10 protein-coding genes, 2 tRNA genes, 3 rRNA genes and 2 pseudogenes are annotated in these 23,451 nt (G+C 57.7%); 6 read left to right on the top strand and 11 right to left on the bottom strand.

Features of this window, described 5'->3' with window-relative positions; all coding sequences use genetic code 11:
• The first annotated feature begins 83 nt into the window (after window positions 1–83).
• From KUIN1_RS03765 to KUIN1_RS03740, 6 genes and pseudogenes are all read left to right on the top strand, one after another.
• The gene (locus tag KUIN1_RS03765) at window positions 84–1,031 is read left to right on the top strand and encodes a LysR family transcriptional regulator (protein WP_116886765.1); all 948 of its coding nucleotides are present in this window, start codon (window positions 84–86) and stop codon (window positions 1,029–1,031) included.
• Window positions 1,032–1,267: 236 nt separating this feature from the next.
• Complete coding sequence (locus KUIN1_RS03760; RefSeq protein WP_116886764.1) at window positions 1,268–2,428, top strand: polymorphic toxin type 44 domain-containing protein; 1,161 nt, start codon at window positions 1,268–1,270, stop codon at window positions 2,426–2,428.
• A gap of 404 nt (window positions 2,429–2,832) precedes the next feature.
• Window positions 2,833–3,585 (top strand): annotated as a pseudogene (locus KUIN1_RS03750) (polymorphic toxin type 44 domain-containing protein); the annotation flags it as partial.
• A gap of 46 nt (window positions 3,586–3,631) precedes the next feature.
• Complete coding sequence (locus KUIN1_RS27890) at window positions 3,632–3,988, top strand: hypothetical protein (RefSeq protein ID WP_024651282.1); 357 nt, start codon at window positions 3,632–3,634, stop codon at window positions 3,986–3,988.
• A 57-nt stretch (window positions 3,989–4,045) separates the two neighbouring features.
• Window positions 4,046–4,150: pseudogene (locus tag KUIN1_RS28465) on the top strand (polymorphic toxin type 44 domain-containing protein); the annotation flags it as partial.
• Window positions 4,137–4,556, top strand: coding sequence for a hypothetical protein (locus tag KUIN1_RS03740; RefSeq protein ID WP_003403562.1), 420 nt, complete (start codon window positions 4,137–4,139; stop codon window positions 4,554–4,556). The pseudogene KUIN1_RS28465 and the gene KUIN1_RS03740, both read left to right, overlap by 14 nt.
• Before the next feature lie 96 nt (window positions 4,557–4,652).
• Here KUIN1_RS03740 and KUIN1_RS03735 read toward each other — a convergent pair whose 3' ends face one another.
• The 11 genes from KUIN1_RS03735 to KUIN1_RS03680 form a co-directional block, all read right to left on the bottom strand.
• Window positions 4,653–5,057: an NUDIX hydrolase gene (locus tag KUIN1_RS03735; RefSeq protein ID WP_003403563.1), complete on the bottom strand. Its 405-nt coding sequence runs from the start codon at window positions 5,055–5,057 to the stop codon at window positions 4,653–4,655.
• Window positions 5,058–5,177: 120 nt separating this feature from the next.
• Window positions 5,178–7,271 carry an exodeoxyribonuclease V subunit alpha gene (recD, locus tag KUIN1_RS03730; RefSeq protein WP_103754435.1) on the bottom strand — a complete coding sequence of 698 codons (2,094 nt, stop codon included), beginning with the start codon at window positions 7,269–7,271 and terminating at the stop codon, window positions 5,178–5,180.
• A complete protein-coding gene (gene recB, locus KUIN1_RS03725; protein ID WP_116886763.1) occupies window positions 7,268–10,960 on the bottom strand; it encodes an exodeoxyribonuclease V subunit beta in 3,693 nt (1,230 codons plus the stop codon). Before recB ends, recD begins: the two co-directional genes overlap by 4 nt.
• Window positions 10,957–14,430, bottom strand: a complete 3,474-nt coding sequence (gene recC / locus KUIN1_RS03720; RefSeq protein WP_103714270.1) for an exodeoxyribonuclease V subunit gamma — start codon at window positions 14,428–14,430, stop codon at window positions 10,957–10,959. Before recC ends, recB begins: the two co-directional genes overlap by 4 nt.
• Window positions 14,431–14,624: 194 nt before the next feature.
• Window positions 14,625–14,740: ribosomal RNA gene (gene rrf / locus KUIN1_RS03715) — 5S ribosomal RNA — on the bottom strand.
• Window positions 14,741–14,898: 158 nt separating this feature from the next.
• Window positions 14,899–17,792 (bottom strand): 23S ribosomal RNA (locus KUIN1_RS03710).
• 243 nt (window positions 17,793–18,035) lie between these two features.
• Window positions 18,036–18,111, bottom strand: a tRNA-Ala gene (locus KUIN1_RS03705).
• Window positions 18,112–18,141: 30 nt separating this feature from the next.
• Window positions 18,142–18,218, bottom strand: a tRNA-Ile gene (locus KUIN1_RS03700).
• 123 nt (window positions 18,219–18,341) lie between these two features.
• Window positions 18,342–19,880, bottom strand: a 16S ribosomal RNA gene (locus tag KUIN1_RS03695).
• Together the 16S, 23S and 5S rRNA genes with 2 tRNA genes alongside form the textbook arrangement of a ribosomal RNA operon.
• A gap of 592 nt (window positions 19,881–20,472) precedes the next feature.
• Window positions 20,473–21,966: a CoA-acylating methylmalonate-semialdehyde dehydrogenase gene (locus tag KUIN1_RS03685; RefSeq protein WP_152091836.1), complete on the bottom strand. Its 1,494-nt coding sequence runs from the start codon at window positions 21,964–21,966 to the stop codon at window positions 20,473–20,475.
• Window positions 21,967–22,056: 90 nt separating this feature from the next.
• Window positions 22,057–23,403, bottom strand: a complete 1,347-nt coding sequence (locus KUIN1_RS03680) for an aspartate aminotransferase family protein (protein ID WP_024641336.1) — start codon at window positions 23,401–23,403, stop codon at window positions 22,057–22,059.
• Window positions 23,404–23,451: the final 48 nt, after the last annotated feature.

Below are 23,451 nucleotides of genomic sequence, written 5' to 3'. Positions count from 1 at the left end.
TGTTTTTGAATTGGTCAGGGGGCGTGCTTTGGAGTATAGATGTGCAAACTTCTAACAAGAACGCAGATAAAAGCAGGGTCAACATGCAAAAAAACATCACCTCCCTGGGGCTGTTGAACTGGGATGACCTGAAGTTTTTCCTCGAGGTGGCACGCACCCGAAAAGTCAGCAGCGCGGCCCGCCGCTTGGGCGTCGACTACACCACCGTGTCGCGGCGCATCAACTCGCTGGAAACCTCGCTGGGCACACTGCTGTTCGAGAAATCGCGCAACAACGGCTTCATCATGACCGCCGAAGGTCAGCGCCTGCTGGGTTATGCCGAGTCCATCGAAAGCACACTGCACATGGCCTGCGAGCAGGTTTCCGGGTCCAGCGTCGCGCTGTCCGGGCATGTGCGTATGGGCTGCACCGAAGGCTTCGGCAGCTTCTTCATCACCCCGCAACTGAGCCACTTTCTCGACAGCTACCCGAGCATTTCGCTGGACATCCTGCCGCTGCCGCACTTCATCAGCCTGTCGAAACGCGAGGCGGATATCGTCATCGCCCTGGAGCGCCCCGAGCACGGCCCCTACGTGTGTTGCAAGCTCTGCGATTACAGCCTGGGTCTGTACGCGACCCAGGCCTACCTCGACAACCACTCGCCCATCGAACACAAGGCGGACCTGAGCGAGCACGTCTTCATCAGCTACGTCGATGACCTGGCGTTCAGCTCCGAGCTGCTATACATGAGCAACCTGCTCCCCAACGCCCAGGCACAACTGCGCAGCACCAGCGTCATCGCCCAATACACCGCCGCCCTGCAGGGCCGCGCACTGGCCATCCTGCCATGCTTCCTCGCCGCCCAAGACCCACGGCTGCTGCCGGTGCTGAGGGAGGAAGTGAACATCACTCGTCAATTCTGGATGTACTGCCGGGAGGACCTGCGCAAGTTGAAGCGGATCACGTTGCTGTGGGATTACATTCGGGAGGTGACGGAGTTGAATAAGGGGTTTTTGTTAGGGGAAAACTGCGCTATTCGCTTTGTGTCGTGACCGATTTTCAAGGGATCAGGTGGCCGTTTCGTAGCGGGGCAGACCGGAGTTGGCGGTTTGTCACACGGATGCTGGTTCGCTCCCATTGAGGTGACCCCGACTTTTCGATCAGATTCTCAAGGTCCTTCGCAAAACTAAGATTTCCCCTACATACCGCTTTTTGCGCTTCCGGTAGCCTCCCACGCGTCAACTAAACGCTGGTTGTCTACGGATCAAAAACGCAGGGACGGCATGCAATGATTTCTTCAGCCCGATTGGGCGACAAGCACGCCTGCCCATTGCCGGGGCACGGTACAACGCCTATCGCTTCTGCATCCGGTGACGTCAACATCAACGGCATGGGCGCGGCACGTGTGGGGGATACCTGCGGGTGTGGCGCGGTCATCACTGCAGGCTTTCCTTCCATTCTGGTGAATGGCCGTCCCATGGCCCACCTGGGAAGCCCCACCAGTCACGGCGGGACAATCATCACCGGCTCAAGCAATGTTGGTGGCGGCTTCGTCATGGGTGACGCTGGTGGCGCGACCATTATCAATTTCATGGCGCTGGGGGCCTTCCGGCCAGACGGTTCCGTGGACGACGAGAAGATGGCGACCTTGCTGGCTGACCCGAAGCTCACGGAGAAAGCCTTGGCGGCGAACGCTTTGGTAGGCCCTGAGGCAGCCGGTAAGAAGTCAGATGCGCAGCCTGAGCCAAGGGCGGAATCTGTTGTTTGCAAACACCCTGACAGGATGGAAGAGCTGGCGACATACATTGCGGACGAGATGAATCGCAATATTCATCACCCTTCTGTTTTGAAAATGAAAAAACTGCTCAGTTATGACGTTGCCGAAGAGACTCGCAAGCAAATGGACCTGCCTTGGTATGCTCAAGTTGGCGCGACGAACCCCCAAACTATTGGCGCAGCAAATGGCGCTGCTGCGTTGGTGATTTGGACTGAGCGTGTAGGGCAGTATAGGGATTGGGACCACAAGCCGAAAATCCATAAGAAGTTCGGTGGGTATTACCACAAGCAAGGAGAGTACGAGTATTTTTATGATATTTGGTCTAACATCCACTACGGTTATGTTGGCCGCGCAGGCGGTCTTTCAGAAAGCGTGCTTGCCGACGGTGCGGGGTTAGAGCAGATAGTCTCAGACTCTGTCGGGGCGATCAGTGACATAACCAAACCACCGGTAAGCAGAAAACACCGGGGGCCTCAACGTGCCGAGAACGTAGAGGGACTCCGCGCTTGGGACGACGATCCCGACCGAATATCTGTCGGGATCGGGATTAAACTCTTTAACCTGCATCCTCATGGTGGCATAACAGCGAAAATGATAATGAAAGAGGTTCTTTCGGTTGCACCACAAGCATGGGGAGCAGGTGTCATTGATCATCAATGTGAGAAAACTTAAGTTGCGTCATGCAGTTTTGTTCGCGTTTATAGCTCTGCTAACGGCTTGGTATGCTGCTACCCCCAGCGTAGTTATTCATTACTCCAAAGAAGCTACCGATGAACTTCGTTTAGTATGGGATACGCAACACCAAATTCATAGAGAGAGGATGCTTCCGGGAGAAGCGTCATCTGATGTTGGTCATCTATTCCCCGATGAAGACTTTTTTATGGTTTTCTTTTGGGGCCCCATCAAGGGCCATATGAGATGTATCGACATAACGCCCAAGCGCTGGGCTACGTTAGATATATACCTAACGGAATCGGGTAGAGTCGACATTAACAAAACATCTCCCGCCATTATTGAACGCTTGAAAAAATGTGAGGGCGAACCTGATCCTTTCCGGCACTAAGGTGCCCTTAGAACCTAAGGCTGCCGCTAGGGAGTCAGAGGCGAAGCCTTAGCCAAAAGCGGAACCTGTTGTTTGCAAACACCCTGACAGGATGGAAGAGCTGGCGACTTATATTGCTGGAGAGATGAACGCCAACATCAATAGTCCCGCAGTTCGACAGATGAGAGACCTCAATAGCTTCGATGCGGCGGCAAAGATGAAGGAGTATGAGACGCTTCCATTTTACTTGCGCCTTGGTCCCGGCCCCGATTTCTACAGCATGGCGGCCGGTATGCAAGCAAAGGCTTTTGCCATCTGGGCAGAACGTGTTGGTCAGAATCGCCCGTGGGACCACAAGCCGATACTCGCCGCGAAATACGATGGCGTCGTCTACCACAAACAGGGCGATTACGATTACTTCTATGACATCTGGTCGAACATTCACTATGGATACGTCGGGCGAGTTGGTGGGCTTTCCGAAAGCATCCTTTTGGATGGCGCAGGTGCTGAGCAGATCGTTTCAGACACACTCAGGAAAGCAGTCGAGGTCCTACAGAAACCGAAAGAGGAAAGAAAACTTCCGGGGCCTAATCGCTCGGCCGACATTGATGGACTCCGTGCATGGGACGACGCCCCAGACCGGATTTCGATTAGCATTGGGATCAAGCTGTTCAGCCAAAACCCCACCGGTGGAATTACGGCACAAATGGTAATGAAGGAAGTTCTTGCAGTAGCACCTGGAGCATGGGGAAAAGGCATCCGTGAACACAAATGCAAGCAAAACTAAAACCGGGTATGGCCGTTGGCTGCTTGTTGGCCTATTGGTCGGCCCTATGGCCTTTTGGTACTTAGCGTCTCCAGTCGTAGCAGTAAATTTTTCTCACGAAGGAAAGGACGAGTTTCGATACATCTGGAACACTCAGCATCAAATTTATAAAGGTGACATGCCCGCAGGTGGCGGCTCAGCGGTCGAGTGGGGCCAAATCTTCCCTGATAAAGACTTCTTCATGAGGTTCGACTGGTGGACCGACAAGGGATTTCAGAGGTGTTTCTACGTAACGCCGAAATGGGGGCGAATGATAGACATTTACCTTGATGATAAAGGTCGAATCGACACTGCTGCGACTGACCATGATGTTATCGCTCGTTTAAAACAGTGTGCTGGGGAACCTGACCCTTTTCGGTCCTAAGGTGCCCTACCAGCACCACCAACGTACACCCATCACAGCACCCAAGCAGAACGCGGACGACATCCTAAAGGAAGCGTCACTGCCAAAATGATCATGGACGAAGTGCTTGCAGTACCGCCCCAGGCATGGGGTAAAGGGGTCCAGATACATGCCTGTCCATAAACCCAAGATCCGATTTGGCCGCTGGATGTTTCTTCTACTCGGCATCCTTCCTGTGGCTTTTTGGTATTTTTCCTCGCCGGTCGTAGCGGTCAATTTTTCTCCGAATAGCAAGGAGGAGTTTCGATACGTGTGGAACATTCAGGACAGAATCCACAGGGGCGATATCAGGCACGGCGGCTCAGCCGTTGAGTTCAGCTACATATTCCCTGATAAGGACTTCTTCATGATGTTCGATTGGTGGACCGATAAGGGTTTCAAGCGGTGCATCGACATCACGCCTAAATGGGGAAGTACGATAGACATCTATCTTGATGATATCGGCAGGATCGACACAGCAAAAACGGCGCCTGACGTCATTGCTCGTCTGAAACAGTGTCCGGGGCGACCAGACCCCTTCCAGCCCTGAGGCGTGCTACCCGCGCCACGTCAAACTCGGCACAGCCAATGAGTAAACACAGAAAACACTCCCGGCATCTAAAGAAGAGCTGACCCATACCCAGACTCAAGTAACGGTCTCCCTGAGAAAGCTCAAGGCATCCTTGAAAATATGATGCCATCTGTCAGACGGCTCACTCATCAGCGGATGCCAGAAGAATCTGAAATCGTGTCCTCCATCATCCTCTGCAAAATGCACCCAGCTATCGGGAAGGTCTTGAGCCACCTGACATTCATGAAATGCCCAGATATGTCCCGTTATGGTGGAGTGCCACTCACCCAGGTTTCGCTTTGCTGTCGCTTGAATCCCGGCCTCCTCCATTAACTCCCGCACAGCAGCCGCGCAAGTTGACTCGCCTGGTTCCACACTGCCCTTCACCAATTGCAGGCCCGCCAACGGATGCTCGAATGCCAGAATCTCCAGCACTCCCCGGTCTCGCAGAACCACAGCACACGCTTTATCCGCCGTCATGCAGTTACACCCTGGCCTTTTCAATTGACCCTTGAACCCGGTTGAAGCGCATAGGGATTATGGCGCTCGACTTCGTACCTGCAATGCACGGTAACGAATCGCCAGACAGCACGGACATGATCAAAGCCCCAGCATCAACCCACTCAGGCGTTTGACCTTGCGGCGCAGGGCTTCTTCGAAGATGCCCTGGCGCGGTTCGATGAGGCTGAACCAGTGCTTGGCGCGGGTGATGCCGGTGTAGATGAGCTCCTTGGTCAGTACCGGGTTGAGCGCTTCGGGCAGGATCAGGGCGGTGTGGGCGAATTCCGAGCCCTGGGATTTGTGTACGGTCATGGCGTACACGGTTTCGACCTCGTTGAGGCGGCTGGGCAGGACGAAGCGTACGCCTTCGCTGCCGTCGTTGCGGGGGAAGGCGACGCGCAACACCTGTTTGCCCTCGCCGTCGCGCTCAGGCAGGCGCAAAGTGATGCCGATGTCGCCGTTCATCAGGCCGAGGCCGTAGTCGTTGTGGGTCATCAGCACCGGGCGACCTTCGTACCATTGCTGTTCGCTTTCGATCAGCTTCGCGCTGAACAGCGCGTGCGTGATGCGCTGGTTCAAGCCTTCCACGCCCCACGGGCCTTTGCGCACGGCACACAGCAGTTGAAAAGCGTCGAAGGCGCTGAGTACCGAGCGCGCCCAGCGGGTCCAGCACGCGTCGTCCAGTGCCGAATCGTCGGCGGGCCGCTCGGCGGCGAGTACGTTCAGGTAATGCCGGTAACCCTGCGGACCTTGCTCGCCCCTGCCAAGACCGTCGAGCACCAGGCGTTCGAACTTGAGGTCCTGCTCGCCCTTGAGAGCCAAGGCGAACAGGTCGTCATGACTGCCCGCCGACAGCAGCGCGCGGGCCTGTTGGTCCTGTTGCTGGTTGACCAGCCGGGCCAACTGGCCGATCCCACTGCCTTGGCCGAAGCGACGTGAGTGGCGCAGCATCACCACTTGCTGGGCCAACGGATGCTGCTGCGCATCGCCCTGGCGCAAACCGCCCTTGCCGAGGTCTTCGCCGCTGACGGCTTCCAGCCAGGCCTGGGTGTCGGGGCTGTAGAAACCTTCTTCGGCGTCGCGGCACAAATCCCCGAGTACCGCCCCCGCCTCAACGGATGCCAGCTGGTCCTTGTCACCCAGCAGAACCATGCGTGCATGCGGCGGCAGTGCGTCGAGCAGGTTAGCCATCATTTCCAGGTCGATCATGGAGGCTTCATCAACCACCAGCACGTCGATCGGCAGTAAATTGCCCGCGTGGTGGCGGAAGTGCCGGGTACCGGGGCGACTGCCCAGCAGGCGGTGGACGGTGGTCACCTCGCTGGGGATTTTCTGGCGTACGTCGTCACTGACATCCAGGCTCTGCACCTGTTGACTGATGGACTCGGTCAGACGTGCCGCCGCCTTGCCGGTGGGCGCCGCGAGCCGGATGCGCAGCGGTTGGCCACTCTGTACCGCCGGGGCCTGCAACAAGGCCAGCAGGCGTACCACCGTGGTGGTTTTGCCGGTGCCGGGGCCGCCGGTGATGATGCTGAAGCCCTTGCGGGTCGCCAGTGCGCAGGCAAGTTTCTGCCAGTCGATAACGGCTTGTGGCGAAGAATCGGCCGGGCCGAACAACGCGTCGAGCTGCTGCGGCAGCCCCTCCGGCGGCGTTTCACGCTGGGCCAGGCGCTGACGCAAGGCGGCAGCGATACGCCGTTCGTAAGTCCAGTAGCGACGCAGGTACAGACGTCGCTCGGCAAGCACCAGCGGTTTTTGTCGCGCTTCGGCACTTGAATCGCCCACCTCGGCGACCAGCATGCTGCCTGCCAGCGCCTGGCACCAGGCGGCGCCATCCAGTGCTGCCAGAAGTTGTGAGGGCAGCAGCATCGGCGCGCTCTGCTGATCGCCTTCAGGTGGCAGTGACAGGGCGAAGTCCGGTTCTTTGAGGGTCTCGTACAGATCAAGGCAGACGTGGCCGTGGCCGAGCTGATGACTGGTAAGCGCCGCTGCCACCAGCACCAACGGATCGGCCTGCGGATCGAGGTCACTGAGGAACGCGACGAACGCCTTGTCCAGAGCACGCAACCAGCCGCGCTCGACCCAACGTTCGAGCAGGATCAGCAGATCGCCGACACGCACCAGCGGGCTCAACTCAGCGAGGCTGATGTCGTCCAGCGCAGTAGGCAACAGATCATCGAACGAGCGGCTCATGCCAATGCTCCCGGCAGGTCATGCGCTATCGGTTTGCCCTGAAACAGCAGGTCCAGACTTTCGATCAGCTCACGTGGCGGACGGGCGAAATACGCGCCCTGAGAGGCTGAGCGACTACCGCGCAGGAACAGGTACAGCGCGCCGCCCATGTGCTGGTCGTAATCGTAGTCGGCCATCCGCGTCTTGAGCTGGCGGTGCAGAGCCAGCAGGTACAGGACGTATTGCAGGTCGTAGCGGTTGTCTAGAATGGCGGTTTCCATGGCCAGCGGGGTGTAAGCACTGTCGTCGCTGCCCAGCCAGTTGGACTTGTAGTCCGCCACGTAATACCGGCCTTCGTGTTCGAACGTCAGGTCGATAAAGCCCTTGAACATGCCGTTGAGCGAGACCGTCTCGGTCGCAGCACGCGGCGCGTTGTCGTGGGTGAAGCGGCGCACGAGGGCGTCCATTTGCGCGACGTTGACGTTATTGCTGGCGAACCAGAATTCCATTTCCACACGGTACTGATTGGGCTGATCCAGCTCGCCCAAGGCCACCGGTGCGGCATCAGGCGACAGGCGCAGCGGCATGTTCAGCAGGTGCTGCAGCCAATCGCTCAGGGTATTGATCCAGCCCGCCCAACCGCGCCGATTACAGCGACGGGCGACGGCGTCCTGCAGTTTGTCCGGCACGTGCGCGGTATTTGCAAAACCTTCGTTGCCAGCCCACTCGAGCAACCCGTGCAGAAAGGTGCCGGGATTGGGGCCACGCGGAAAACGATGGATATCGCCACCGCTGGTCAGGATGTCGCGCGGGGCTTCGGGGTCCAGACGCTCGTCGTCGAACAGTTTCTGTGCCTGCGGGCTGTCAGGCGATTCATCGGCACCGGCCGTCACCGTGTCGCCGATACGCAGGGCACTGTAGGACGCGATCCACCAGTTCTCGGCAGCGCGGCGTTTGGGCACCAGCAGCTTGACCAGCGCCGCTGCGTTGCGCGGCGCACTGAAGCGCTCGTCGGTGGGCTCCGGAACAGGCTGCAAGGCAATTGCGCCACACCCCTGGGCCAGATCACGCAACCAGATGTTCAACTCCGCCGACTCGGCCAGCGCTGCGCCACCGCCCAGCAGGTAACCCAGTGCGGAACGGTGCAGCATGGAGGTGTTGGCATTGCCGCGCTTGAGGTCGGCGACGCCCAGCCAGCAGGCATGTTCCGATCGGGTCAGTGCGACGTAGAGCAAACGCAGGTCTTCGGCCAGACGTTCGTCATCAGCTTGCTGAATCAGCGCCTCGGTAGGCTGCAGGCTGATCTGCGACTTGCCGTCGGCGTCATGAAACTGCAGCGGCAAGCGACTGCCGTCCACCGGTTTCGACGAGCAAATGAACGGCAGGAACACCAGCGGATACTGCAAGCCCTTGGACTTGTGAATAGTAACCACCTTGACCAGTTGCTCGTCGCTTTCCAGGCGCAGGATCTGCTCTTCCCCGGCCTGACCGGAGAGTGCCAAGTGGTCGCCCAGATGACGGATCAGCGCCTGTTCGCCATCCAGTTCGGCGGCGGCCTGCTGCAGCAGCTCAGACAGGTGCAGCAGGTTGGTGAGTACTCGCTCGCCGTCGCTGCGGGTCATCAAGGTCTGTGGCAGGGCAAAGTCGTGCAGCAGACGACGCAGCATCGGCAGCACGCCCTGGCTGCGCCATATGGCGCGATAGCCACGAAACTGCATGACGCGCCGCTCCCATGCCAGCTCGTCCTGATTCAGGCGTTCCAGCTCGGCCAGCGGCAGGTCCAGCGTGATACACGCCAGCGCGGCACGCAGCGTGCGCTCGGAGTCCGGCTCGGCACAGGCCTTGAGCCAGGACAGCAGGTCGTGGGCTTCCTGAGCGGCAAACACGGAATCCTTGTCGGACAGGTACACGCTGCGCACACCCCGCGCGGTCAGTTGCTGACGCACCGCCTGCGCTTCCTTGCCGTCGCGGACCAGAATCGCAATGTCGGCCGGACGCAGCCCGCGCAGTGTGCTGTCGGGCGTGACGAAACCGGCACTACCCTGCTGACCGGCATTGAGCAGACGCACGATCTCGCTCGCGCAACTGGCTGCCAACTGTTGACGATAAACCACGCCGGATACCGGCTGGTCACTTTGCAGGTGCCAGACCGTCAGCGCCGTCAGGGGTGCACCGTCGACGTGCAGCGTCTCTTTGCGGCCTTGGGCCAGCGCATCGGAGAACGGCACCTGATTGCCGTGCTCATCACGAAACAGGAACGCACCGCGACCTTGCTCACGTTGCTCTGCCCGCGTGAAGACGTGGTTGACCGACTCGACCATCGCATGACTGGAGCGGTAGTTGGTGTCCAGCGTATGCCAACGGCCATCGGTAGCCTGCCGGGCACGCAGGTAGGTGTAGATATCGGCGCCGCGAAAGGCATAGATCGCCTGTTTCGGGTCACCGATCAGGAACAGCCCGGTCTGCTCATCGTTGGCCTCGAGACGATAGATGCTGTCGAAGATCCGGTACTGGACCGGGTCGGTGTCCTGGAATTCGTCGATCAACGCCACCGGAAACTGCTCGCGAATCAGGGTGGCCAGACGCTCGCCGCCAGCGGCATGCAGGGCCGCGTCGAGCCTGAGCAGCATGTCATCAAAGCCCATCTCGGCGCGGCGACGCTTCTCTTCTTCAAAGCGGACACTGACCCACTGCGCCGCATGCTGCAACACGGCAGCGTCCGGTTTGGGCAAGCCATCGAGCGCCGCCTTCAGCTGTGCCATGGCCTCGAAGGCCGGGTGCGCAGGTGGATCGCCCTTCCAGGCTTCGGCAATGCCGTCGGGGGTCAGACGAGTGAAACCGGTGCCCAGATCCAGCGCTTCCTGTGTGTCGTCAGCGGCCCAGGCGGCAAGCTTTTCGAACCAGGGTTTGAAATAGCGCTCCTGCATTTTGCGGCCATCGACTGCCTTGCGAGCGACCGCGTCCTGACACAGCGCATACAACTCGTCGGACCAAACGGCCCACGGCGCTTTCAGCGCGGCAAGCGCTGCCCGGCGCTCTTGCAATGACGCCGCGATCAGTTCGGCCGGTTCCTGGGTGAGTGGGCTGCGCTCGCGTCCGAACAGACCTCGCACACGCGGCAGCAACGCCGCGGGGCCGCTGAGGTTTTCCCGCACCCAGGTCAACGCGTCGCCGCTCATGGGGTAACAGAAGCGGCGCCAGTAATCACGCAGGACTTCGCCGAGCAAATCGCTGTGGTCGGTTTCCAGCGTCTGGGTGAACAGACTGCCGCTGTCGAATGCGTGCTCGCGCAACATGCGCTGGCACCAACTGTGGATGGTCGAGACCGCGGCCTCGTCCATCCACTGCGCGGCGATGTCCAGACGGCTGGCACAGGCAGGCCATAGCGACGCTTCAAACTGTTCACGCAGCTCGGCAATCAGGCCATCGGGGGAAGGGATCTCGTCACGAAAGAAGCGTGCAGCCTCCGCCAGCCGGGTACGAATTCTGTCACGCAGTTCCTTGGTCGCGGCGTCGGTAAAGGTCACCACAAGGATCTGCGGCGGCAGCAGTTCACGACCAAAGCCGCACTGCTCGGTACCGTGGCCGAGCACCAGACGCAAGTACAAGGCGGAGATGGTGAAGGTCTTGCCGGTCCCGGCGCTGGCCTCGATCAACTGGCTGCCGCGCAGTGGGAAGCGCAGCGCCAGAGGAAGGGATTGCTTACTCATGCGCCGCCCTCCCCGCCGGACAACGATTGCCAGGGCGCGTCGTAAATCGGTTTGTAGAGCGTCTCGCACCAGCCTGCAAATTCTTCACTGTCGATCAGTGCGTCAAAGTCCGGGAACTGCCGAGTCAGTGCCGTACTTTCGCGACGCTCGCCATCGCTGGTCTGTCCGTCACCTTCGTAGGCTTTGCGGGCAGCCGCTTCGGCTTTGTCGGCAGGCTGGCCCAACCAGGCGAAGGCAGTTTTGACCGCGACCGGAAGGGGTTCCTGCATGCCGTGCAGCCAGGCCGTCAGCAAGTGATTGAGCGTGGTGACGGCACTCGCCTTGTCCAGCGGCTCCAGCATCAGGGTTTCATCGCTGGCGACCAGTGCCGTGCTCAACGGCAGGTCGCAGGCGCACGCCACCAGGTGATTGACCCACGGCCGAATCAGCCGGTGCCACTTGCGGGTCTTTTTCGAGCCGATGCTGTTGGGAATGGCGGTGACCAGCAATAGCTCGCCGCGGGCGTTACGGTGCAGCCCGCCCAGCCAGCCGTCGATGCTCACACCCGCATGGCTGAAGCCGATCGGTAAAGCGCTGCTCAGGGTCTCGGGCCAGAGGGTCAACAGATCGTGGTAGCGCCTGAGTACGTCTGGCAGCGGTTCGATCAGTTCGCTCTGCATCAAGGTGCCGAAGCCCGCGAGCGGCAGCAGTCCACTGGCTTGCAGTTTCAGCGCCTGGGTTTTCAGGGCGGCATCCATACCGTCAGGGGAAACCATCGCTGCGCTGAGCAGGCTTTCACTGAGGCCGTAACGCTCAAGGGCATCGAGCACGAACGGTTCCTCATCGGCGAGCGGCGCTTCAGCCACCTCGAAATAGATCTTCAGGCGCTGACTGAAAAAGTGCTTTACCGGGTTTCTCAGGAAATCCTGTAACTGCGCAATGGACAGCGGTTCTTCCTGTTCATGAGCCGGCAGCGCTTGAGGCACGGGCACCTGAAGGTCGGTTTCATGCAGCAGGCGCCACTCGCGGGCGAAGCTGAAATAACCTGTGCCGACGTGGAAGTAATTGGCGCTGAAGGGTTGCAACGGGTGATTCACAGTCAGGGCTTTCAGCAAGCGCTGATCATCGTGTTTACCGTCCGGATCGGTCTCGCCGGCCAGCTTCCAGCCACTGGCGAGGTGATCGCGCAGCTGACCGATGAGCACCGAAGCTGGACGCTCGCTGTTGTCACGAATGCTATGGCCAACCCAACTGACGTACAGCTGGTCTCTGGCCGAGAGCAATGCTTCCAGCAACAGATAGCGATCGTCTTCACGCCGGGAGCGGTCGCCGGGTCGGTAATCGCTGCCCATCAGATCGAAATCCAGCGGCGGTTGCGCACGCGGGTAATCGCCGTCGTTCATGCCTAACAGGCAGACCACTTTGAACGGGATGGCGCGCATGGGCATCAGCGTGCAGAAGTTGACCGAGCCCGCCAGAAAACGCTGGGACAGGCGCCCTTGATCGAGCCCGGCCAGCCAGGCCTCACGCACAACGGTCAGCGGCAGCTCATCGGTCAGTCTTACCGTTGCACAGGTTTCCAGCCAGTTCTCGCGCAGTGTTTCCAGCTGGGCAAGCAGGTAGTCGTCATGCTCGCTGTCGGCGAGAAAGAACAACTGCAGCAGCGATTGCAGGCGGGCACCCCACGCTTCCGGAGTGGTGGGTGTCGACAACTCTGTGTGGGCAACCTGAAGGGCGTCAATCAACGCGACCAGCGGACCGATCAACGCCGCATCAAGCCCGCCGATCTCATCGTAGGGTTCGATGCCGTCGTAAGCCGCGCCGGCACCCACCGCGTAACCCAGCAACATGCGACGCAGGCCGAAATGCCAGCTGTTCTGCTCAAGGGCATCCGGCAGCCCCAGACCGGCACGCTGTTGAGCATTGAGGCCCCAACGAATACCTGCGCCTTCTATCCAGCGATGCAGTGTTGGCAGGTCACGCTCCTGAATCCTGAAGCGTGCGCGCAAGGCTGGAACGTCCAGCAGGTCGAGAATCTCGCTGACCGGGAAACGGCTGTCCGGGAGTTTGAGCAGGTGCTCGACAGCAATCAGCAACGGCTCGCGGCCGCGCTGGCCCTGGTCAGCCAGCGTAAAGGGGATGAAGCGACGATCTTCGCGCTCGATCTGCCCGAATACTGCTCGTATGTGCGGGGCATAGCTGTCGATATCCGGGACCATGACAATCACGTCACGCGGGCGCAGGCCAGGGTCTTTGCTGAATCTCGCCAGTAGCTGGTCATGCAGCACCTCTACTTCGCGCTGCGCGCTGTGAGCCACATGGAAGCGGATCGAGCGGTCCTCAGAAGGATTGACTGCCGGCCACAGCTCACGGGTTTCATCCAGCGGACGCAGCTCGAGGATATCGTCCTGCAGTTGGTTCAGGAGGTTGGTGGGCTCTGACTCACTGAACAGGTCAATCCGCTCGTCCTTGAACGAGGAACGGTAGCTGCGTGGGTCGTCGTGGCTGTCCAGCAGGTTGATGTAATCACGTCCCTGCTTGCCCCAAGCCGCGAGCAACGGATGAGCATGCTGATGCAGCGCTTGCGGGTCGAGGACCATCGGCATGCCGCTCTTGCGCGCCTGACGCTTGTACTGGTGACGCAACAGGTCCTTGTCAGCGACGATATCGGTCCAGTGGTGACGACACGGATTGTGCACACAGAGCAGAACCTGACTGAACCTGGCCAGCCCTGCCAACGCCTCGAGCGCTTGTGCCGGCAGTGACGAAATGCCGAAAACGATGACCCGTGCCGGCAGGCCCGGTGGCGCTTCGGTCATGTTGCCGATGCGCTCGATGAAGCGCTGATGCACGCCTGCACGGCTCTGCGACATCCCTTCAGCCCCGACATCGTCCAGCAGCGCGCGCCACAGTTCGGCTTGCCAGCAATTGGCGGCTGACAATGGCCTGGACTGACCTCGTACGTCGCGCAATTGATGGCGGCCAGCGGCCCAGTCTTGCAGCCAGTCAGCGCGGTAAACCTGATATTGGTCGAACAGATCGGACAGGCGTTCGGACAATTGATAGCGCTTGCGCAGATCAGTGTCGTCGGTCAGGAAGCGCTGCAGCGGTTCGAAGTGCGGCTGATTGATCAGCGACGGCAGCAAGCGCATCAAGCGCCAGGTCAAAGGGGTCTTGTCGAGCAAGGACGTCTGGGGGATCTCGTCCGCACCCAGCACCATGCGATACAGCGTCCACATGAAACTGCCGGGCAACTGGACGTCTATGGCGGCAGCGATACCACAGCCACCGTTATCTTCATCCTGAGCATCTTCGGCCAAGGCCAGCTTCAGCCACTGTGCAATGCCGTTGCTCTGCACCAGAGCAATCTCGTTTTCCAGGGGCGCCAATGGATATCGCCGCATCCAGGACACAACCAGACTGCGCAGTTCATCCGGGCGGTTGCCTTGAACCACCATGAAGCCTGCACTCAGAGAGGTTGTAACGGACATGCTTGCTTCCTTGACGGGTGCGTGGAACCTGATGCCGAACCATAAGGGCAAGCGCGCCGGATTGCCATAAGCACGTGGGTCTGGATGACTGCCGGAGAGGTGGAGTTATGAGTTCAGGAGAAGACAGAGGTTTCTGGAACCCCAGACAAACAAAAACCCTCAACGCGTAAGCGAAGAGGGTTTCTGGAATTCAATCTTGACGATGACCTACTCTCACATGGGGAAACCCCACACTACCATCGGCGATACATCGTTTCACTACTGAGTTCGGGATGGGATCAGGTGGTTCCAATGCTCTATGGTCGTCAAGAAATTCGGGTACCGAATCGTGCCCTGCGGCGCGCTTCAGCAAATCGGGTATGTGATATCAAGCTGTTTCAGGTGTCATTCGTGACGCAAACTTTCGGTTCGTGTCATCTTCACAGTCACCGCAATCTGGTCATTCGACGCAAATTGCTTGGGTGTTATATGGTCAAGCCTCACGGGCAATTAGTATTGGTTAGCTCAACGCCTCACAGCGCTTACACACCCAACCTATCAACGTCGTAGTCTTCGACGGCCCTTCAGGGAACTCAAGGTTCCAGTGAGATCTCATCTTGAGGCAAGTTTCCCGCTTAGATGCTTTCAGCGGTTATCTTTTCCGAACATAGCTACCCGGCAATGCCACTGGCGTGACAACCGGAACACCAGAGGTTCGTCCACTCCGGTCCTCTCGTACTAGGAGCAGCCCCTCTCAAATCTCAAACGTCCACGGCAGATAGGGACCGAACTGTCTCACGACGTTCTAAACCCAGCTCGCGTACCACTTTAAATGGCGAACAGCCATACCCTTGGGACCGGCTTCAGCCCCAGGATGTGATGAGCCGACATCGAGGTGCCAAACACCGCCGTCGATATGAACTCTTGGGCGGTATCAGCCTGTTATCCCCGGAGTACCTTTTATCCGTTGAGCGATGGCCCTTCCATACAGAACCACCGGATCACTAAGACCTACTTTCGTACCTGCTCGACGTGTCTGTCTCGCAGTCAAGCGCGCTTTTGCCTTTATACTCTACGACCGATTTCCGACCGGTCTGAGCGCACCTTCGTACTCCTCCGTTACTCTTTAGGAGGAGACCGCCCCAGTCAAACTACCCACCATACACTGTCCTCGATCCGGATAACGGACCTGAGTTAGAACCTCAAAGTTGCCAGGGTGGTATTTCAAGGTTGGCTCCACGCAGACTGGCGTCCACGCTTCAAAGCCTCCCACCTATCCTACACAAGCAAATTCAAAGTCCAGTGCAAAGCTATAGTAAAGGTTCACGGGGTCTTTCCGTCTAGCCGCGGATACACTGCATCTTCACAGCGATTTCAATTTCACTGAGTCTCGGGTGGAGACAGCGCCGCCATCGTTACGCCATTCGTGCAGGTCGGAACTTACCCGACAAGGAATTTCGCTACCTTAGGACCGTTATAGTTACGGCCGCCGTTTACCGGGGCTTCGATCAAGAGCTTCGCTTGCGCTAACCCCATCAATTAACCTTCCGGCACCGGGCAGGCGTCACACCCTATACGTCCACTTTCGTGTTTGCAGAGTGCTGTGTTTTTAATAAACAGTCGCAGCGGCCTGGTATCTTCGACCGGCAGGGGCTTACGCAGTAAATGCTTCACCTCCACCGGCGCACCTTCTCCCGAAGTTACGGTGCCATTTTGCCTAGTTCCTTCACCCGAGTTCTCTCAAGCGCCTTGGTATTCTCTACCCAACCACCTGTGTCGGTTTGGGGTACGGTTCCTGGTTACCTGAAGCTTAGAAGCTTTTCTTGGAAGCATGGCATCAACCACTTCGTGTTCTAAAAGAACACTCGTCATCAGCTCTCGGCCTTAAGATCCCGGATTTACCTAAGATCTCAGCCTACCACCTTAAACCTGGACAACCAACGCCAGGCTGGCCTAGCCTTCTCCGTCCCTCCATCGCAATAACCAGAAGTACAGGAATATTAACCTGTTTTCCATCGACTACGCTTTTCAGCCTCGCCTTAGGGACCGACTAACCCTGCGTCGATTAACGTTGCGCAGGAAACCTTGGTCTTTCGGCGTGGGTGTTTTTCACACCCATTGTCGTTACTCATGTCAGCATTCGCACTTCTGATACCTCCAGCAAGCTTCTCAACTCACCTTCACAGGCTTACAGAACGCTCCTCTACCGCATCATCAAAAGATGATACCCGTAGCTTCGGTGCATGGTTTGAGCCCCGTTACATCTTCCGCGCAGGCCGACTCGACTAGTGAGCTATTACGCTTTCTTTAAAGGGTGGCTGCTTCTAAGCCAACCTCCTAGCTGTCTAAGCCTTCCCACATCGTTTCCCACTTAACCATGACTTTGGGACCTTAGCTGACGGTCTGGGTTGTTTCCCTTTTCACGACGGACGTTAGCACCCGCCGTGTGTCTCCCATGCTCGGCACTTGTAGGTATTCGGAGTTTGCATCGGTTTGGTAAGTCGGGATGACCCCCTAGCCGAAACAGTGCTCTACCCCCTACAGTGATACATGAGGCGCTACCTAAATAGCTTTCGAGGAGAACCAGCTATCTCCGAGCTTGATTAGCCTTTCACTCCGATCCACAGGTCATCCGCTAACTTTTCAACGGTAGTCGGTTCGGTCCTCCAGTTAGTGTTACCCAACCTTCAACCTGCCCATGGATAGATCGCCCGGTTTCGGGTCTATTCCCAGCGACTAGACGCCCTATTAAGACTCGCTTTCGCTACGCCTCCCCTATTCGGTTAAGCTCGCCACTGAAAATAAGTCGCTGACCCATTATACAAAAGGTACGCAGTCACCCAACAAAGTGGGCTCCCACTGCTTGTACGCATACGGTTTCAGGATCTATTTCACTCCGCTCTCCGCGGTTCTTTTCGCCTTTCCCTCACGGTACTGGTTCACTATCGGTCAGTCAGTAGTATTTAGCCTTGGAGGATGGTCCCCCCATATTCAGACAAGGTTTCTCGTGCCCCGTCCTACTCGATTTCATTGCAAAGGGATTTTCGCGTACAGGGCTATCACCCACTATGGCCGTCCTTTCCAGAACGTTCCGCTAATCTCAATACAACTTAAGGGCTGGTCCCCGTTCGCTCGCCACTACTAAGGGAATCTCGGTTGATTTCTTTTCCTCAGGGTACTTAGATGTTTCAGTTCCCCTGGTTCGCCTCTTGCACCTATGTATTCAGTACAAGATAACCATCTTATGATGGCTGGGTTCCCCCATTCAGACATCTCCGGATCACAGTCTGTTTGCCGACTCCCCGAAGCTTTTCGCAGGCTACCACGTCTTTCATCGCCTCTGACTGCCAAGGCATCCACCGTATGCGCTTCTTCACTTGACCATATAACCCCAAGCAATCTGGTTATACTGTGAAGACGACATTCGCCGAAAGTTTGCATTTCACAAACTTTACCTTAGCCCGGACACGCACCAGTGAAAGAGGTGCCCGGTCTATATTTCTTTCTATCACATACCCAAATTTTTAAAGAACGATCTAATCAAAGACTAGAAATCAACATTCAGGCACTGATCATCAGGATCAATGGAATGCTCATTTCTAAGCTTTCAAAACAGAAGCAGTAAGTGGTGGAGCCAAGCGGGATCGAACCGCTGACCTCCTGCGTGCAAGGCAGGCGCTCTCCCAGCTGAGCTATGGCCCCGTATTTCTACAGGCGTTTCCCACACAAAATTGGTGGGTCTGGGCAGATTCGAACTGCCGACCTCACCCTTATCAGGGGTGCGCTCTAACCAACTGAGCTACAGACCCAATTTCGAGCTTGTAGCCGCTAGCGTTGAGCTATCAGCTTGGAGCTTAAAGCTGCTTCTAATCGTCTTCTTCAATGAATCAAGCAATTCGTGTGGGTGCTTATGGTGCAGCTGAGTCGTCGATTAAGGAGGTGATCCAGCCGCAGGTTCCCCTACGGCTACCTTGTTACGACTTCACCCCAGTCATGAATCACACCGTGGTAACCGTCCTCCCGAAGGTTAGACTAGCTACTTCTGGTGCAACCCACTCCCATGGTGTGACGGGCGGTGTGTACAAGGCCCGGGAACGTATTCACCGCGACATTCTGATTCGCGATTACTAGCGATTCCGACTTCACGCAGTCGAGTTGCAGACTGCGATCCGGACTACGATCGGTTTTGTGAGATTAGCTCCACCTCGCGGCTTGGCAACCCTCTGTACCGACCATTGTAGCACGTGTGTAGCCCAGGCCGTAAGGGCCATGATGACTTGACGTCATCCCCACCTTCCTCCGGTTTGTCACCGGCAGTCTCCTTAGAGTGCCCACCATGACGTGCTGGTAACTAAGGACAAGGGTTGCGCTCGTTACGGGACTTAACCCAACATCTCACGACACGAGCTGACGACAGCCATGCAGCACCTGTCTCAATGTTCCCGAAGGCACCAATCCATCTCTGGAAAGTTCATTGGATGTCAAGGCCTGGTAAGGTTCTTCGCGTTGCTTCGAATTAAACCACATGCTCCACCGCTTGTGCGGGCCCCCGTCAATTCATTTGAGTTTTAACCTTGCGGCCGTACTCCCCAGGCGGTCAACTTAATGCGTTAGCTGCGCCACTAAGAGCTCAAGGCTCCCAACGGCTAGTTGACATCGTTTACGGCGTGGACTACCAGGGTATCTAATCCTGTTTGCTCCCCACGCTTTCGCACCTCAGTGTCAGTATCAGTCCAGGTGGTCGCCTTCGCCACTGGTGTTCCTTCCTATATCTACGCATTTCACCGCTACACAGGAAATTCCACCACCCTCTACCATACTCTAGCTTGCCAGTTTTGGATGCAGTTCCCAGGTTGAGCCCGGGGATTTCACATTCAACTTAACAAACCACCTACGCGCGCTTTACGCCCAGTAATTCCGATTAACGCTTGCACCCTCTGTATTACCGCGGCTGCTGGCACAGAGTTAGCCGGTGCTTATTCTGTCGGTAACGTCAAAACAATCACGTATTAGGTAACTGCCCTTCCTCCCAACTTAAAGTGCTTTACAATCCGAAGACCTTCTTCACACACGCGGCATGGCTGGATCAGGCTTTCGCCCATTGTCCAATATTCCCCACTGCTGCCTCCCGTAGGAGTCTGGACCGTGTCTCAGTTCCAGTGTGACTGATCATCCTCTCAGACCAGTTACGGATCGTCGCCTTGGTGAGCCATTACCTCACCAACTAGCTAATCCGACCTAGGCTCATCTGATAGCGCAAGGCCCGAAGGTCCCCTGCTTTCTCCCGTAGGACGTATGCGGTATTAGCGTCCGTTTCCGAGCGTTATCCCCCACTACCAGGCAGATTCCTAGGCATTACTCACCCGTCCGCCGCTCGCCACCAGGTACAAGTACCCGTGCTGCCGCTCGACTTGCATGTGTTAGGCCTGCCGCCAGCGTTCAATCTGAGCCATGATCAAACTCTTCAGTTCAAACATCTAACTGGGTTTTGAGAAAACCCTAAACTTGGCTCAGCAATCGTTGGTTACATCTTTGATTTCTCGCGGAGTAACTTGGGTTGCTGATAATCTGTTGACTTCAGTCTGACACCACAAGCACCCACACGAATTGCTTGATTCAGTTGTTAAAGAGCGGTGGGTTAAGATCTTTCGTCTCAACCGAGGCGCGCATTCTACAGCGTCCTCTGTATCTGTCAAGCGGTTATTTCAAGAAGTTTTCAAAGTTTCCTTTGCAACTTCAACCACTTGCGCTGCGACCAACTCTTGAGTTGCTCATCAGCGGGAGGCGAATTCTACAGCGTTACAACCGCGTGTCAAACTCTTTTTTCTCACCGCTGCCGATCACTCCAGACCCGACCTCCTTCCTCGCTGACTCTTCACTCTAAAACCTTGCAAACTATTGATCTACAAGGCTTTTTCGTTTCCGTCTGCGCCGGAAGTGGGGCGAATTATAGACACCTCACCGAGGGCGTCAACCGTTAATTTCAAAAATCTTCGCCCTGCTTTGCGACTCCCCCGTAAACACGGGAGATCCTCTTTAAAGACGATCTCCCTCCCGCAGAATTTACAGACTGGGAAAGGCAAATTGCGACGCTTCGTGGCTAGCACGTTGCGGCCAGCGCTGGGTAATGGCCTTGCGACGGGTATAGAAGCGCACGCCATCGGGACCGTACGCATGCAGGTCGCCGAACAGGGAACGCTTCCAGCCACCAAAGCTGTGATAGGCGACCGGCACTGGCAAAGGAACGTTGACCCCGACCATCCCCACTTCAATCTCGTCACAGAACAGACGCGCCGCTTCGCCATCGCGGGTAAAGATGCAGGTGCCGTTGCCATATTCGTGATCGTTGATCAGTTGCATGGCCTGCTCAAGGCTGTCCACACGCACGATGCACAGCACCGGCCCGAAAATCTCTTCTTTATAGATACGCATCTCTGGCGTCACGCGATCGAACAGGCAGCCACCCATGAAGAAGCCCCGTTCGTGCCCGGCAACCTGAAGATTGCGCCCGTCGACCACCAGGGTCGCGCCCGCCTGCACACCGTCCTCTATATAGCCGCTGACCTTGTCGCGATGCTGCCCGGTGACCAGTGGCCCCATGTCCAGGCCACAGGTCGTACCCGCACCGATCTTCAGGCTCTGGATTTGCGGAACCAGTTTGGCCACCAATGCATCAGCGATCTGATCGCCGACGCACACCGCGACCGAGATCGCCATGCAACGCTCGCCGCAGGATCCGTAGGCAGCGCCCATCAAGGCACTCACGGCATTGTCCAGATCGGCATCCGGCATCAACACCGCATGATTCTTGGCGCCACCGAGCGCTTGAACGCGCTTGCCCCGCGCTGCGCCTTCCTTATAGATGTACTCGGCAATCGGTGTAGAACCGACGAAGCTCAGCGCCTTGACCTCCGGCGCTTCGATCAGCGCATCGACAGCGACCTTGTCACCGTGAACCACATTGAGCACACCCTTCGGCAGCCCCGCTTCATGCAGCAGCTCGGCAATCAACAATGTGGAGCTGGGATCGCGTTCCGATGGCTTGAGGATGAAGCAGTTACCGCACGCAATGGCCAGCGGGTACATCCACAGCGGCACCATGGCCGGGAAGTTGAACGGGGTAATACCGGCAACAATACCCAGCGGCTGAAAGTCAGACCACGCATCGATGTTCGGCCCGACGTTGCGGCTGTATTCACCCTTGAGCACTTCAGGCGCGGCGCAGGCGTACTCCACGTTTTCGATGCCGCGTTTCAGCTCGCCCGCCGCATCTTCCAGGGTCTTGCCGTGTTCTTCACTGATCAATTGGGCTATGCGTGCCTCGTTCTGCTCAAGCAGCTGCTTGAAACGGAACATCACCTGAGCACGCTTGGCCGGCGGCGTATTGCGCCACGCCGGAAAGGCAGCCTTGGCCGAGTCGATTGCCTTCTGGACTGTTTCGTGATCGGCCAGCGCTACGGTGTGGATAACCTGCCCGGTCGACGGGTTGAACACATTGGCGCTACGACCTTCAGCAGAAACGAACTCGCCGTGGATCAGGTGTTGAATGCTGCTCATGGAAAACTCCGGATAAAGGCAACGGGCGTGAGTCAGCTCACACCCGATGCGATAAAGGCACGTATATAAGAAGAGAGACTGCCAGCGCGGTCAGTCGATCAGATTCAGGGTTTCGCCGACGGCATCGAACAATCGATCCAGATCCTGCGCCTGGCTGTTGAAGGTCGGCCCGAATTGCAGGGTGTCACCGCCAAAGCGCACGTAGAAACCGGCTTTCCACAGCTTCATGCCCGCCTCGAAGGGCCGCACGATGGCATCCCCGTCACGCGGTGCGAGCTGGATGGCACCCGCCAGACCGTAATTGCGGATATCGACCACGTTTTTCGCGCCCTCGATACCGTGCAGCGCACGTTCAAAATGCGGTGCGACTGCGGCGGCCTGCTGCACCAGATTCTCCCGTTGCAGCAGTTCAAGCGCCGCCAGCCCGGCCGCACACGCTACGGGGTGAGCGGAATAGGTATAGCCGTGAGGGAACTCGACGGCGTACTCCGGCGTTGGCTGGTTCATGAACGTGTGATAGATCTCGCTGCTGGCGATTACCGCGCCCATGGGGATAGCGCCATTGGTGATCTGCTTGGCGATGCACATCAGGTCAGGCGTGACACCGAAACTGTCCGCGCCAAACATCGAGCCCGTACGGCCGAAGCCGGTGATGACTTCATCGAAGATCAGCAGGATATTGTGCTGATCACAAATCTCCCGCAGGCGCTTGAGATAGCCTTGCGGCGGAACGATCACACCCGCCGAGCCCGACATGGGTTCGACGATCACTGCAGCGATGTTCGATGCATCATGCAACTCGATCAGCTTGAGCATCTCGTCAGCCAGTGCGATACCGCCCGCCTCGGGCATGCCCTTCGAGTACGCATTGCTGGCCAGCAGGGTGTGCGGCAAGTGGTCGACGTCCATCAACTGGCCGAACATCTTGCGGTTGCCATTCACTCCGCCCAGGCTGGTGCCGGCCACATTCACGCCGTGGTAGCCGCGTGCCCGGCCGATCATCTTGGTCTTGGTCGCCTGGCCTTTCAGCCGCCAGTAGGCGCGCACCATCTTCACTGCCGTATCCGCGCACTCGGAGCCCGAGTTGGTATAGAAGACGTGGTTGAGAGTGCCCGGCGTCAGGTCGGTAATCTGTTCTGCCAGCTGGAACGACAGGGGGTGCCCGAACTGAAAGCCCGGTGAGTAATCCAGCACGCCCAATTGCCGGGACACGGCTTCCTGAATTTCCTTGCGAGTGTGCCCGGCCCCGCATGTCCATAGACCTGAGAGTGCATCGTAGATCTTGCGCCCCTTGTCGTCTGTCAGATAGCTGCCATGCGCGGCCACGACCATGCGCGGGTCGCGCTGGAAATTTCGGTTCGCGGTGTAGGGCATCCAGTGAGCATCGAGCTTCAACTGACGGGTGACAGGCACATCGGACACTTCGAACATATTCATGGGAGCAAGCCTCGCAGGCGCTAAACGAACGGTCATTGCAGCCAAGGT

Source organism: Pseudomonas sp. KUIN-1, from assembly GCF_009176725.1.
GTDB lineage: Bacteria > Pseudomonadota > Gammaproteobacteria > Pseudomonadales > Pseudomonadaceae > Aquipseudomonas > Aquipseudomonas fragariae.
This window is presented reverse-complemented; position numbering and strand designations above follow the sequence as displayed.